General features: G+C 50.3%; 15 protein-coding genes and 1 tRNA gene. 6 read left to right on the top strand and 10 right to left on the bottom strand.

The window, feature by feature from the left end; genetic code table 11:
* The first annotated feature begins 246 nt into the window (after positions 1 to 246).
* Positions 247 to 1008, top strand: a complete 762-nt coding sequence (locus ACESQ2_RS00690) for a HipA family kinase (RefSeq protein WP_373170094.1) — start codon at positions 247 to 249, stop codon at positions 1006 to 1008.
* Positions 1005 to 1877, top strand: coding sequence for a hypothetical protein (locus ACESQ2_RS00695; RefSeq protein WP_032410629.1), 873 nt, complete (start codon positions 1005 to 1007; stop codon positions 1875 to 1877). Before ACESQ2_RS00690 ends, ACESQ2_RS00695 begins: the two co-directional genes overlap by 4 nt.
* Positions 1878 to 1926: 49 nt before the next feature.
* Here the strand turns inward: ACESQ2_RS00695 and ACESQ2_RS00700 are convergent, their stop codons facing one another.
* From ACESQ2_RS00700 to ACESQ2_RS00740, 9 genes are all read right to left on the bottom strand, one after another.
* The gene (locus ACESQ2_RS00700; RefSeq protein WP_032436817.1) at positions 1927 to 2370 is read right to left on the bottom strand and encodes a single-stranded DNA-binding protein; all 444 of its coding nucleotides are present in this window, start codon (positions 2368 to 2370) and stop codon (positions 1927 to 1929) included.
* A 181-nt stretch (positions 2371 to 2551) separates the two neighbouring features.
* Positions 2552 to 4663 carry a DUF927 domain-containing protein gene (locus tag ACESQ2_RS00705; protein WP_373170095.1) on the bottom strand — a complete coding sequence of 704 codons (2112 nt, stop codon included), beginning with the start codon at positions 4661 to 4663 and terminating at the stop codon, positions 2552 to 2554.
* 43 nt (positions 4664 to 4706) lie between these two features.
* Positions 4707 to 4925 carry a hypothetical protein gene (locus ACESQ2_RS00710; RefSeq protein ID WP_009307969.1) on the bottom strand — a complete coding sequence of 73 codons (219 nt, stop codon included), beginning with the start codon at positions 4923 to 4925 and terminating at the stop codon, positions 4707 to 4709.
* On the bottom strand, positions 4918 to 5520 hold the full coding sequence (locus ACESQ2_RS00715; RefSeq protein ID WP_077254552.1) for a host cell division inhibitor Icd-like protein: 603 nt from the start codon (positions 5518 to 5520) through the stop codon (positions 4918 to 4920). Before ACESQ2_RS00715 ends, ACESQ2_RS00710 begins: the two co-directional genes overlap by 8 nt.
* Positions 5513 to 6229: a hypothetical protein gene (locus ACESQ2_RS00720; RefSeq protein WP_009307967.1), complete on the bottom strand. Its 717-nt coding sequence runs from the start codon at positions 6227 to 6229 to the stop codon at positions 5513 to 5515. The genes ACESQ2_RS00715 and ACESQ2_RS00720 overlap by 8 nt, the downstream gene beginning before the upstream one ends.
* Before the next feature lie 60 nt (positions 6230 to 6289).
* Complete coding sequence (locus ACESQ2_RS00725) at positions 6290 to 6487, bottom strand: AlpA family transcriptional regulator (protein ID WP_009307966.1); 198 nt, start codon at positions 6485 to 6487, stop codon at positions 6290 to 6292.
* Positions 6488 to 6643: 156 nt separating this feature from the next.
* On the bottom strand, positions 6644 to 7606 hold the full coding sequence (locus tag ACESQ2_RS00730) for a hypothetical protein (RefSeq protein WP_009307965.1): 963 nt from the start codon (positions 7604 to 7606) through the stop codon (positions 6644 to 6646).
* Positions 7607 to 7749: 143 nt separating this feature from the next.
* Positions 7750 to 8964: a tyrosine-type recombinase/integrase gene (locus tag ACESQ2_RS00735; RefSeq protein ID WP_032410625.1), complete on the bottom strand. Its 1215-nt coding sequence runs from the start codon at positions 8962 to 8964 to the stop codon at positions 7750 to 7752.
* A 166-nt stretch (positions 8965 to 9130) separates the two neighbouring features.
* A tRNA-Arg gene (locus ACESQ2_RS00740) sits at positions 9131 to 9207 on the bottom strand.
* Positions 9208 to 9547: 340 nt separating this feature from the next.
* Here ACESQ2_RS00740 and folD point away from each other — a divergent pair.
* On the top strand, positions 9548 to 10414 hold the full coding sequence (gene folD, locus ACESQ2_RS00745) for a bifunctional methylenetetrahydrofolate dehydrogenase/methenyltetrahydrofolate cyclohydrolase FolD (RefSeq protein ID WP_004099791.1): 867 nt from the start codon (positions 9548 to 9550) through the stop codon (positions 10412 to 10414).
* Between the two features lies 1 nt (position 10415).
* Positions 10416 to 10628, top strand: a complete 213-nt coding sequence (ybcJ, locus tag ACESQ2_RS00750) for a ribosome-associated protein YbcJ (RefSeq protein WP_004099787.1) — start codon at positions 10416 to 10418, stop codon at positions 10626 to 10628.
* A 293-nt stretch (positions 10629 to 10921) separates the two neighbouring features.
* Here the strand turns inward: ybcJ and cysS are convergent, their stop codons facing one another.
* A complete protein-coding gene (gene cysS / locus ACESQ2_RS00755; RefSeq protein WP_373170096.1) occupies positions 10922 to 12307 on the bottom strand; it encodes a cysteine--tRNA ligase in 1386 nt (461 codons plus the stop codon).
* 173 nt (positions 12308 to 12480) lie between these two features.
* Here cysS and ppiB point away from each other — a divergent pair, with 173 nt between their 5' ends.
* Positions 12481 to 12975, top strand: coding sequence for a peptidylprolyl isomerase B (gene ppiB, locus ACESQ2_RS00760; RefSeq protein WP_004099775.1), 495 nt, complete (start codon positions 12481 to 12483; stop codon positions 12973 to 12975).
* Positions 12976 to 12978: 3 nt separating this feature from the next.
* On the top strand, positions 12979 to 13701 hold the full coding sequence (lpxH, locus tag ACESQ2_RS00765) for a UDP-2,3-diacylglucosamine diphosphatase (RefSeq protein WP_048261489.1): 723 nt from the start codon (positions 12979 to 12981) through the stop codon (positions 13699 to 13701).
* The last annotated feature ends 82 nt before the right edge of the window (positions 13702 to 13783 follow it).

The raw sequence follows: 13783 nt of genomic DNA on the forward strand, positions 1-13783 counted from the left end.
ATGGGCATTTTGATGAGGCTTTTGATTTTACATGTAGCGTTGAAACTGCCACGCAGTGATGGCCACCAGCATGAACAGAACGACTAGGTTTTGTTCCAAGCTGAGCATACAACCTCGGTACGGGTGGCCAAAATCAGTAAATCACTACAGACGGATTGATTATGAATCACTGATCATTTATCAGGATATGTCTAGGGGAGTATTCTGTATATTCTCAGGGGTACTGTAGGTAATCTTGGCTTAGATATGGACAATATTGAGATAGCAACCCTCTTACCCGGGGCTACATTGTTTAGTGATAGCAACATAAACCAGACGTGGAAAGCCCATGTCAGAACAGCAACGAATACGGTTGTAGTGTTTGCTAAGATCATTGATCCCCGGGAAATTTGCGTGGAAGCATTCTGCGCTATTCTTGGTAGAGAGCTAGGAATACCAATTCCTAAGCCCTTCCTCGTTCTCGCAGATAACACTACGTTGGATGTTATCCCACCAGGGCAGCATGCACTGATGTATGGTTCTGAAGATGCGGATTATCCTAGTTTTCGGCGGTACGCCGATTGCAGTCAAGCATACGAAAAACTACAGAATTTTAAAGCATCCCTAGATGTTGGCGTTTTCGATGAATGGATTGCCAATCATGACAGAAATGTTGGTAACATTCTTTATGATGGATGTGATGATTTTTTATTCATTGACCATGGGCTCGCGCTCCCAGAAGGGCTGCATGCTAGCGAACCGGCAATCGATAACAATATCTTGAGAGCTCTATTCTCATTCAAATCCGAATTAGAAAAATTCCGCGATTTACGAACCGCCTCACAGATGATTACCCCTATGTATCGAGCTTTAAATTTGGAAGATATAATGTCTAGCGCTCAGGCAACAATGTATGTTCCCGATGCGGTGATCGCTCAAATTTTAGCTTTTCTAACCGAGAGATTGTCATCAATCGAGACTCTGATAAGATCTAGGCTATGCATCTCTCAAACGGACATGTTTCAATGACATTTGACATCTCACTGTTCCCAGCTAAACCAACCTACGCAGGTAAGTGGTGGTCAGTGTCCTTTGAGCCCATCATCGGTTCAGGCGAACGAATTAATGCAATCATTGTGGCTCGGGGAGTTGATGGTAAGCATGAAATCATACAGTCCATCAGAGATGAGGTTCTCGATTCAATCTACGGGACGAAATCAGAATCAATCAAATCAATGGTATCTTGGGTGAGAAGCTCTCTCCATTCTCACCTAGAATCCCACATTAACTTAGAACATTGGGCACCACCGATTTCTGGTTTCGCAATTTCAAAAAATTCAGACGCTCTCGACGATAGCTTATCAGGGATCTTAAGGCAGGCTGTCAGGCTAACAGCGAGCCTAGGTACTTTAACCCTTGAGGCAGAACGCTTAGAAGATGATGACAGATCTAGTCAGAAGCAGTCTGAGCAATGGTCAACCAGAATATCTGACGAAGCCAGAAAGCTAAACCCGAAGCTTTCAGATTATTTTGGTACCCGAGTCCAGTTATCAAGTGCGCAGTTGCACACGCGCTTTGGGTTTTATAATGATATCTATGCGTCTAATTTTGGGTTAATGGTACCTAGTCGTTTATCCGCATCGATTAACTCTATTAAAGCAAAAGTATATGATTTAGAATCACTTTCTCGCTCCAGTATGGTTTTAAAGCCAAAGACTCTTGACGTTATCGTCGGTATTCCTTCATTCGACGATCCAACGATCCCACCTAAAACCGTTGCAAGCATGCGTGGTTATGTTAATGAACTCACCGAGTTAGCCTTAAAGGAAGATATTAATTTCATTCCTGTAAACAGTGCATTCGAAGCCGCTCAAAGAATTATTAAAATAGCAGCCTGAATCATACAATTCAGGCTCATATCAGCAAAAACAAAACCACATAGCTCAATCAAAAATCATCTTCATACGGCGGAGTCTGGTCGAATCCTTCATACCCGGTCGCGGGCGGTTGTTGCTCATGGGCACGGCGCAGGGCATCCGTAGCTTGACCCTGTTGCCCTGCTTTACCTCCTGGTCGTACCGTTCTGGCGCTGAGTATACTGTCCGCAATGACCTGATAGCCTTGCTGTGTACCGCCATCCTGACCAGTCCACTGATTGATCTGCATATTACCCGCCACGCTGACAAGGTCTCCTTTATGGTGTTTAGCCAGCGCGTCAGCCTGCTTACCAAAGGCAATCACGCCCAACCAGAAAGTAGCCTCCCCGTTATCTGCCGCATTACAAGGCAGCGCAACCGCCAGGCGGGCCATAGCCATGTTTGTACCTTTTCCCGTTGTTCTGGTCTGCGGGTCGGCCACCAGCCGGCCATACGCTGAAATTTGAGCTGTCATCGCTGGAATCCTCTCTTCTGATGCTCTGTATCTGATTCTGTGTTGGTTCAAAATGCCCGTTTGTTGCCTCAATGTTGGTTCATTTTTTAAACCAGAACCCTTATTAAACAGATATATATAACTACTGAGGCAACTGAACCAACTGAACCAACACCTAAACTACACACATGAAAGAATGCTTTTACTCTGGCTGGTCGTCATCCGGCAGATACTGCATAACATAAAACCATGGCTGCCGCCCTTCTATACGGGGCCCCTTTTTTTGGTACCCGCGACCGTTACTGGGTGGTGTGAGCATTCCAGCTTTCTTCAGGACTTCAGCAAATTGTCCTTTGTTGAACCCTCGCGCGATTTCATCATTGAATGTTGCCGGAAAAGCATAGAAAACAATCAGGTCTGTATCATGATTCCCTTTGGAACGGAACCCTGCCAGATTAGGAATAGGCAGATCTCTTGGTTCATATGGCAACGGTGCAAACCGACTAAGTCCGAATCTGTTCAGGAAATCTTCGGCTTGCTCGATAATCTGCTGATGCTCTTTGTTGCCAGTACCAAATTCGCGCAGCCAGGCGTTATAGCTGTATTGGATAGCATCCCGACACGTTTGCTCATCCCAACCAGTGATCACCTTACCCAACAGCAGTGCGGCTTCCAGAATCGCGAACCGGGCGCTGACGCGATGGACCTGCTCCCCATAATCCGACGGGATCAAGCTACGCCAGCGTTCTTCCGCTGCCCTGACGGCGCTTACCGCCTCGTGCTGGTGGTCCGCCAGCCACTTCACCCACTCACGCCCAGCCACTCCATGATGACGCTGGTATGCATCCTTGAGAGCATCGGCATGGTGTTTACCATTGGCATACTCATGGAAGCGTACTGCCCGACGCATCGGAATATTCAGCAAGCGAACCAGCTGGCCCGCTTTAGCCTTACGGCCGGCACTGGCGATGAATGTTTCCAGATCCATCTCACCGGTACTGATGGCCACAGTACGCCAGCGCTTCAGATCACGGTTCCCTCCCTCCTTCGCTCCCTGCAGCTTACCCGTACCATTAAAAAGCGCGTAGGCCGATTTATAGACCTCCACCGGGTCAGCACCCTGGCCAATTTCGTCAAGCGGCATCAGCGCGTCATTATGCGCGGCGGCCTCATTCGCCAGCCCAAGCGCGGTGCCGTACCAGGTAAGGCGCAGTACATCCGGGTTTCCGTAGAGACTGGATGCCACATTAGCAGTGGTGGTCTTACCCGCGCTCGACTGTTCGTAGAGGTGGATACCGAATCCATCAGCACCAGCAAGGCCAATCAGCGGGGCGGCCAGTGCTGCGGCCACGCCAGTCATCATGGAATAATTGCCAAAGGCCAGACGCCCGACGCTTTCGCGCCAGCTTTGCGTGGTACCGCTGGTGGTATACCCCGATGCGGCCGAACTTCGCCCGTTAAACAGTACCGGCTGTTCTGGTGTACCAATGATCTCGCCATCCGGCATGATATAGGCACCACACTGCCACCCCGTAGCGTGCGCAATGCGCCAGACTTCGCCATTGGCACAGCTCTGCAACCAGTCGGCCAGCGTTGCACGTAAACCGCTCTTGGTTGTGACGTTCACCCCGCCGGCCTTGAGTGTTCGCCAGCCTTCTCGCTCGCCAATGTCAGCAAGAGGTATCGCCTGTACGGTCTCACTCTTCGCACCGAATGCCTGCCAGCGCAGGATCAGGTACCGGGTTTTACTGTCATCAATGCCAATACCGACAACCTCCAGAGCAGAACATAACCAACTTTCACGACTGATGATTTCTCCGGTAGCGTTGTCTGTGCGTGGCTCAACCCAGTACACCCCATCAATACGGCTTTGGACATGAGGTTTCAGGCTGTCACTATTCACTGATTTATTGGCTTTTAGAATTGAGGTCGTCGTTTGTTCGCCTCGTTCTCTGAGCCTGGCCAAGTATTCCCGCCAGTTCTCCGGCTTCTGGTCAGGAATCCCATTATATAATTTCGCATCCTGCACGCCGGCCATCGCTAACTTTTCGCCAATAGCGTTGATGAAAATAGGCTCTATGTCACCGGCAATATAAACACGGGCAGAACGCCGGCCTTTATCGATAATATGAAGGTTATTCAGTTCAGCTAGTTGTTTGCCACCTAAGTAAACAGGCGGCACATTATCGCCGTGTTTCCTGCCTTCACTTTCGATCCAGTGTTGAGCATGGGCGTAAGCATCGGAACCAGCAAAAATTATCGCCTCCGAGAACTTATCTTTTGGTAATTGCTTAACGTTCGGCGCCATTTTCATAGAGTAATCTCCACGATTAAGCTGACCATATCCGTGTTGTTCATCAGTTATCACCATTCTCAATACGTTCATTGTGCTGTAGTTTTTCAAATAACCGTGAGCAAATTAGCTCACTTGCATCTACGAGATAGCTTTTGGTGTGTGGATCACTGACATCGTTGATTGTTCGCAGAATCGCCAACACACATTCGGTTTCGTAGGTGAGTTCATCGAGCAAATACGGCTTCTCAGCGATGGCAGTAGAGAGGATGTTTTTACGCATGATGCACCTCCGTCAGACGGATGCGTCCGGCGAAAAAACAGACGTGATCACGAACTAGATAACTGCGGGCTTCACGCTCAGACGGCGCGGCGATATGGTAAATTTTGGGCTTAATTGTCGGCATTTCGCGGCGAACAGCGGCGATAATCCAGATATATTGCGGATTTTTGGTAGGGGTAGTAGCCATAATGGCAGCCTCCTTGTACTGGGATTTAATCCCACCACCGGAAACGCCAATTTCACTGGTGGTGAGCTGAACAGGGTTGGCGTAACCGGCGTACAAGGTAACCGGCGCGGATTTCTCCGCCCCCATCCAACTCACCATAACTCTGCGAGCGGCACGGATTATAACCGCAGCGCTGAAAAAAGGGTGAACGAATGTGAGGACACAAAAAAAGACGCTAGGCGCGTCATGTGTCGCCTTGTACTTTTCCAGGACGCCAATCCCGGCACCAGATTTTGCTGGTGCCTTTTCAGGGTAGACTAATACACCAAGCGCCAGCAAGTGGTTTTTGCGTATAGTCTCCGCAATGTGATTACAGCTGCAATTTATGGATACTGCAGGTGAGCAGGGAGGTTGAATTGGGTTAAACATTTTCTCCCCCCAGTAACGGTTTTGTGCTGAGCAATGACGCAAATGTATCCATTCTGCGGGCGACTTCCCGCACTGCATCACCCGGACTCATTCCGCTTTGCACTGCTTCGTTAAATGCTGCCTGTTCAATTTTCTGTATTACTACCAGTAACCCTAATTGCTGCTCGCCGGCGGATCCACGCTCACCATCCGACAAGCCAGCTACACGATTTTCGGCCCGAGCCAAATTGATGTAATGATGACGCTGCGCCCCTAGCGCCTTAAGTCCATCACGGCTTTCGTGATAACCAGGCAGATATTCGCGACGAATGGGTTCAACGACTCTTCGTTTAGAGAGCGCCTTAGTTATGTCTAGCTTGAACTGATTCATTCGTTCAGGATCACGCCCACGAATAATACGGAGTGTGTAATCAAATTGTGTCTCGTTAAGCAGATAACTGATTTCTGGCCTTCCGCCTCTACTCTTGGAGTTTCCCGATTTCAAATCGGAAAACTCTTTCAGAGATTGACGTGGTAATGTACCAAGTTCACGCAATTTGCTTTGATGCATTTTAATCGTCGCAACGAGGCTTCCATGTTGTATTCCGGCGCGATCAGCGATTACTCGAGAATCAATACGCACCTCCTGTTTGTGTAGGGTAAGAAACTCCTTCTGGCTGTCTACAGGGTGAGTTAAGCCCTGCCCTATGAGGGCATTAATATTTTTCATCGCTGGTTACCTGAGGTTAATTAGACAGATTTAACTCTGTATTGGTAGTTTCCTTTTGCATCAAGCTACCTCACCACGCGAATCAGCAATACGTCTCTCTATCCACTCATCAATTTCGCCTTCAACAAACGCGATTGCACGAGCACCTATTTTGATTGGCTGAGGAAAGCGATTTTCGCTAATCAGTCGGTAAATCCACGCCTTACTGTAGCCAGTCCTGCGGCGGACCTCAGATAAACGGATAAGAGCTTTAGACATTTTTAACCTCAATCTACGGGAGATGACAGCAGTAGAATGCGGTAAATACTCACCGGTTAAAATACCAAAAACGAGGGAAGTAACTAGTTGTTTGACATGACAATAAAAGGTTTTAATTACATATCTATGTCAGGACAAAAACAACCATTCAATGCGCTACTTTGTCCCAGAAACGGTTTCATTCTCCATTTTAAAATACCTATCATGGGCATGTTCGCCATCACGCATCGCCCTACACAATGATTCCCAGCATCGTTGAATTGTTTTTCTTTCTATATCATTAACTATGAAAGAAGCGCGGGTAAATCTATACACTAAAGATACAAAACTTCTATTTCCATTTATTGAATACTTCATATACAATTTCAGTAATTCGCTTACAAAAGCACGTTCTGACAGAGTCTCATCATTCCTATTAGTTATTAGAACATCGAGGATTTCATTCGCGGCAATCATATCCCACTCGATATCTCGATGAATTTTTTTATCAAACAGGTATTTAAAAACCAGTTCCTTTTCAACAACAATTAAATTTTCAAGAAGTAATTTATATTTTTTTATTGCATCAACTCCGTTAACATAGGCAGTGCGTAACTCTCCTGACACATATCCATACATAATAGACACGAGTTTTTCATGAAATTGAAGATAGCTATTTTCAAAAGTTTCCACTTCTACTTTAGAAAAATCGTAAAGTGCATGCCAGTAATCAAACCTTTCTTTATTATTCGACAACTCTAATAACCGAGTCAATATCACATATCTTGCATATCTATCGGGCTGGATAGAGCAATCAAATGGAAACCCAGCATCATTAAATGACTTCCTTATATATTTATCATCAATTATTTCTTTCCAGACAGCATTACAATAGTCCAGATCTGAAATTTTGACATATCCATCAATGGATTTTTTAACCACTGACATATACTCTTCAAATTCAGAGTGTGTATGTATAATAGAGTAAATAAATGATGCTGGTTTGGTTTTATAGTTATAACTTACTTTATAGAAACTAAGATCATTTAACAAACTAGCTTTGGGGATCCATAAAGGCTTATTATCCCGCAAAGATGATATGACGTCATAACATCTTTTTAATGAATCAGCATTTAACACACGCCACCTCACGCCCTCTGATTTTGGCGGCTATGCCAGCCCGCAGAGGTGTACGGGTTTTCGGGGATCAGCCTAGACATAGCCTATTCTTTGTTCGTCTACCTAAGTCTACTATCGTCTGTATATACTGTCTATGCATCCAGTCAGGCACGTTTCCCGAACGAGCCATGGACCACATTTTCACCATTTTCTAACGCCTGCATATAGTCGGCATACCACTGGAGCATTTCCCGGCGGCCATCCAAGTACTGAGCATGGTTGTATGTCCCGCGGATGGAGTTCTTATCGACGTGGGCCAACTGCGTTTCAATCCAGGCGGTGTTATAGCCCTGTTCGTGGAGTATGGTACTCATGGTATGCCTGAAGCCGTGCCCGGTCGCTTTACCGTCGTAGCCAATACGCTTAATCACCTGGTTAATACTGGCCTCACTCATTGGCTTACCAGCATCATTTCGACCCGGGAAAACATACTTCCCTCGCCCGGTAAGCTGGTGGATTTCTTCAAGCAGTTCGCGAACCTGAGTTGAGATAGGAACGAGATGTGGGCGCCGCATCTTCATTCGCTCTGCGGGGACGTTCCAGACGCCTTTGTCAAAGTCGATATCAACCCATTCAGAGGCACGGAGCTCAATTGTCCTGAGCCCTGTAAGCATTAACAATCGAGTGGCGTTGCGGGTGATGGTGCTGCCGCTGTATTCACTTAGCGCACGGAGAAAATCCGGGATCTGGTCGACTAAAAGGTGTGGGTAGTGCTGTTGCTTGGGCGACTTCAGCGCGCCAGCCAGATCGGATACAGGGTTGTGCTCCGCTCTACCGGTAATAATGGCATAGGTGAATATCTGCCGGCAGGCCTGACGGGTTTTCTTGAGTTTATCCAGAACGCCACGTTGTTCCATCTTTCGCAGGACGTTAAGCATTTCAACCTGGCTGATATCCGTAATCGCCTTTTGCCCGATGAAGGGGAAGATGTCTTTCTTCAGGTACATCAGAAGATGCTCGGCATAGCCTTCTGACCACGATGTGCTTTTATGGGAATGCCATTCCATGGCCAGGCGCTCAAAGCTGTTTGCCACAGCCTGCTCTTTCGCTTGTTTCTCTTCCTGCTTCTCCTGTCCCGGATCACCACCAGCAGCGAGGACTTTCTTTGCATCAGCGCGCTTCTGTCTGGCTTCCGCCAGAGTGATATCAGGATATACCCCCAACGCCAGTAACTTCTCTTTACCAGCGATGCGGTACTTCAGGCGCCAGTATCGCGAGCCATTGGGGTTCACCAACAGGTAAAGACCGCCGCCATCAGACAGCTTATAGGGTTTGTCCTTGGGCTTGGATGTGTCGACCTGGCGGGCTGTGAGCTTCATTTTGGGGGTATCTCATTTCATTGAACAGGAATCTACCCCCAAATGTACCCCCACATGAATGTGGATTTCAATAGACTATAGTAGACGTTGAGATAATGAGATATTGGCGAATGCCGCGTATATGCTGGATTTAGTAGACTTCGAGAGACGTTAAGAGAAATGAAAATGGTACGCCCTACAGGGTTCGAACCTGTGACCTACGGCTTAGAAGGCCGTTGCTCTATCCAGCTGAGCTAAGGGCGCATTGAGAAGCGAGCTTCATGATGTGCAATCGCCGGAATTATACGGTCCACGCCTGATGAGTCAATGTATTTTGCCGCGAAACTGCGCTTGCCTGTGCAGGCTGGCGGCTTATGCCGCAAAAGCAGTATAAAGTTTATCCAACCTTATGTTTCTGCACGTTAACCTTTCTTCGACTCCCGGGCTCCTTTTTGCGCCATTCGCAGCGCGGTCAGGGCCGTTTTTCAGCCTCTGCAACGCCTAAGAAAGATAAAATCTTAAACGAAGACTGACAGCGGGGCTGGCTTCTGACAAAATATCGCCATCCCCCTTTCGTAAAGATACAGATGGAATCCTCTCTCTGATGGCAGCAAAAATTATTGACGGTAAAACGATTGCGCAGCAGGTACGCTCTGAGGTTGCGGAAAAAGTGAAGGCGCGCGTTGCGGCCGGATTTCGTGCTCCAGGGTTAGCCGTCGTGCTGGTCGGCAGCAACCCGGCATCGCAGATTTATGTCGGCAGCAAGCGCAAAGCGTGTGAAGAGGTAGGCTTCGTCTCCCGCTCGTACGATCTCCCGGAAACCACCAGCGAAGCGGAGCTGCTGGAACTTATCGACACCCTGAATGCGGATAGCGCCATCGACGGCATTCTGGTCCAGCTGCCGCTGCCCGCCGGCATTGATAATGTCAAAGTGCTGGAGCGCATTTCGCCGGACAAAGACGTTGACGGTTTCCACCCGTATAACGTGGGCCGTCTGTGCCAGCGCGCGCCGCGTCTGCGTCCGTGCACGCCGCGTGGGATCGTCACGCTGCTTGAGCGTTACAACATTGATACCTACGGCCTGAACGCGGTGGTCATTGGCGCCTCCAATATTGTCGGACGCCCGATGAGCATGGAGCTGCTGCTGGCAGGCTGCACCACCACCGTCACCCACCGTTTTACCAAAAACCTGCGTCATCACGTCGAAAATGCCGATCTGCTGATTGTGGCTGTAGGTAAACCGGGCTTTATTCCGGGCGAATGGATTAAAGAAGGCGCGATCGTGATCGATGTCGGCATTAACCGCCTGGAAAGCGGCAAAGTGGTCGGCGATGTGGTCTATGAAGATGCCGCCGCGCGCGCGTCGTACATCACGCCGGTTCCCGGCGGCGTCGGCCCGATGACCGTAGCCACCCTCATTCAGAACACGCTGCAGGCGTGTGAAGAGTATCACGATATTCAGGAGGCCTGAGATGGCGAATTTTTCTTTAGGCAAACACCCGCACGTTGAACTGTGCGATCTGCTGAAGCTGGAAGGCTGGAGCGAAAGCGGCGCGCAGGCTAAAATCGCTATCGCCGACGGTCTGGTCAAAGTCGACGGTGCGGTGGAAACCCGTAAACGCTGTAAAATCGTCGCCGGTCAGACGGTCAGCTTTGAAGGTCAGAGCGTTACCGTTACCGAGTAACACGTTCAGGCGCCGCAACCGGCGCCTGTCCCCCCCCCCGACAGATGATCTCTCGTTTTTCTGCACTTCAGTCAGCGCCGCCATCTTCCGATATCACGTCCTGTGTAGCACAGCCGCTCCCCTGGCTGCCTCCGGCAACCTGCACTTCCGCCTGATACCTCTTCTCCCCGACGAACGCTACAGCCGCTGGCCGGGAACATACGCAGGCGAAATCAGGACCGCGCTTCGTTTCTTAGCCTGAGTCAGGGCAAAAAAATGCCGGGGATGGCCCCGGCTAAAAAGAGAGAATGAGACTACTTACGGCGCCAGGTGGTGCCCTGCGGGCCATCTTCCAGCACGATGCCCATCTCGTTGAGACGGTCACGCGCGGCATCCGCCGCCGCCCAGTCTTTCGCTTTACGGGCGTCCAGACGCTGCTGGATCAACGACTCAATTTCCGCCACTTCCCCGTCGTCCGCCTGCGCGCCGCTCTGCAGGAAGGCATCCGGCTCCTGTTCCAGCAGCCCCAGCACCGAAGAGAGCTTGCGCATATGCGCGGCCATCGCGTTGGCCGCGGCGGCATCTTCGCTTTTCAGGCGGTTAACCTCACGCGCCATATCGAACAGCACGGAATAGGCTTCCGGAGTATTAAAATCGTCGTCCATCGCTTCGATAAAGCGCGCCTCAAACGCCTCGCCGCCGGCCGGCTCTGCGGTTTTGTCGGTTCCGCGCAGCGCGGTATACAGACGCTCCAGCGCGGAACGCGCCTGCTTTAAGTTCTCTTCGCTGTAGTTCAGCTGGCTGCGATAGTGGCCGGACATCAGGAAGTAGCGAATGGTTTCCGCGTCGTAGAACTTCAGCACGTCGCGCACGGTAAAGAAGTTGCCCAGCGATTTTGACATCTTCTCCCGGTCAACCATCACCATCCCGGAGTGCATCCAGTAATTGACGTACTCGCCGTCGTGGGCGCAGGTGGACTGGGCGATTTCGTTTTCATGGTGCGGGAACATCAGATCCGAACCGCCGCCGTGAATATCAAAATGGTTGCCCAGCTGTTTGCAGTTCATCGCTGAACACTCAATGTGCCAGCCTGGACGGCCCGCGCCCCACGGCGACGGCCAGCTTGGCTCGCCCTCTTTCGACATCTTCCACAGCACAAAGTCCATCGGGTTATGCTTGACGTCAACGACATCAACTCGCGCGCCGGCCTGCAGCTGATCGAGATCCTGACGCGACAGCTGACCGTAGTTCGGGTCGGTCGGCACATCGAACATCACGTCGCCGTTGTCGGCGACATACGCGTGGCCTTTGGCGATCAGCTGCTCGGTAATCTCAATGATTTCCGCGATATGGTGGGTGGCCCGCGGCTCCATATCCGGGCGCCGGATATTCAGCGCGTCGAAGTCTTTGTGCATCTCGGCAATCATGCGATCCACCAGCGCAACAAAGCTTTCGCCGTTTTCATTAGCACGCTTAATGATTTTGTCGTCGATATCGGTGATATTGCGCACGTACTTTAGCTTATAGCCCAGGAAACGCAGGTAGCGCGCGACCACATCGAATGAGACGAAGGTACGGCCATGGCCGATGTGACAGAGGTCATAAACGGTAATACCACACACGTACATGCCAACTTCCCCGGCATGGATAGGTTTAAATTCTTCTTTTTGGCGCGTCAGTGTATTAAAAATTTTTAACATCGAAGATTCCGTGTAGACGTGTGTGGATATAAGTCGCGTATTCTAACCTTAATTCAACCCCGAAGCAGCACACATTGCAAGGTGATCCAACCCCGCGGTTATGCTATAACAGCCCCCTATATCTCACCCGACTCCGGGTGCAGGCACCACAATCATCGGAACAGGATGCAAAAATGGTTACTTTCCACACCAATCATGGCGATATCGTAATCAAGACGTTTGACGACAAAGCGCCGGAAACAGTTAAAAACTTCCTGGACTACTGTCGTGAAGGTTTCTACGACAACACTATTTTCCACCGTGTAATCAACGGCTTTATGATTCAGGGCGGCGGTTTTGAGCCGGGCATGAATCAGAAAACCACCAAATCCCCCATTCAGAACGAAGCGAACAACGGTCTGAAAAACACCCGCGGTACGCTGGCGATGGCCCGTACTCAGGCGCCCCACTCCGCCACCGCGCAGTTCTTCATCAACGTCGCCGATAACGACTTCCTGAACTTCTCCGGCGAAAGCCTGCAGGGTTGGGGTTACTGCGTATTCGCAGAAGTCGTTGAAGGGATGGACGTGGTCGACAAAATCAAAGCGGTCGCCACCGGCCGCAGCGGCATGCATCAGGATGTGCCGAAAGAAGATGTTGTGATCAAAAGCGTCACCGTTAGCGAATAATTCGTGGCGACACTTTTTATTGCGGATTTGCATCTGCAAACGGAAGAACCGGCGATTACCGCCGGTTTTCTGCGCTTTTTACAGGGGGAAGCCCGCAGGGCGGACGCCCTGTATATCCTCGGCGATCTCTTTGAAGCCTGGATCGGCGATGACGATCCTAACCCGCTGCATCGGCAAATCGCCTCAGCGCTCAAAGCGCTGGCCGATTCCGGCGTCCCCTGCTACTTCCTTCACGGCAACCGCGACTTTCTCGTCGGCAAGCGCTTTGCCCACGAAAGCGCGATGACCCTGCTGCCGGAAGAGAAGCTTCTCGACCTCTACGGGCGCAAGGTGCTGATTATGCACGGCGACACCCTCTGCACCGACGATGCAGGCTATCTGGCGTTTCGCGCGAAAGTTCACAATCCCTGGATCCAGCGCCTGTTTCTGGCCCTGCCGCTGTTTATCCGCCGCCGTATCGCCGCCAGAATGCGCGCCGACAGCAAAGCGGCCAACAGCAGCAAGTCGATGGAAATTATGGATGTGAATCCCCAGGCGGTCGTTGACGTCATGGAAAAACATCGCGTTCAGTGGCTGATTCACGGGCATACGCACCGCCCCGCCGTCCACCCGCTAGAAGCCAACGGCCAAACCGCGTACCGCGTGGTGCTCGGCGCCTGGCATAGCCAGGGCTCTATGGTCAAAGTGACGCCAGAAGACGTTGAGCTGATTCATTTTCCTTTCTAGTCCCGGGAATGGGGCTGGTGTGACTTTTTTGCCCGCTCATAACCGGCGCGTTTCATCGAATACCGACAACACAAAGGCGGCT

Origin of the sequence: Klebsiella sp. Q11, from assembly GCF_964241505.1 — a bacterium.
In the GTDB taxonomy this organism is placed as follows: domain Bacteria; phylum Pseudomonadota; class Gammaproteobacteria; order Enterobacterales; family Enterobacteriaceae; genus Klebsiella; species Klebsiella michiganensis.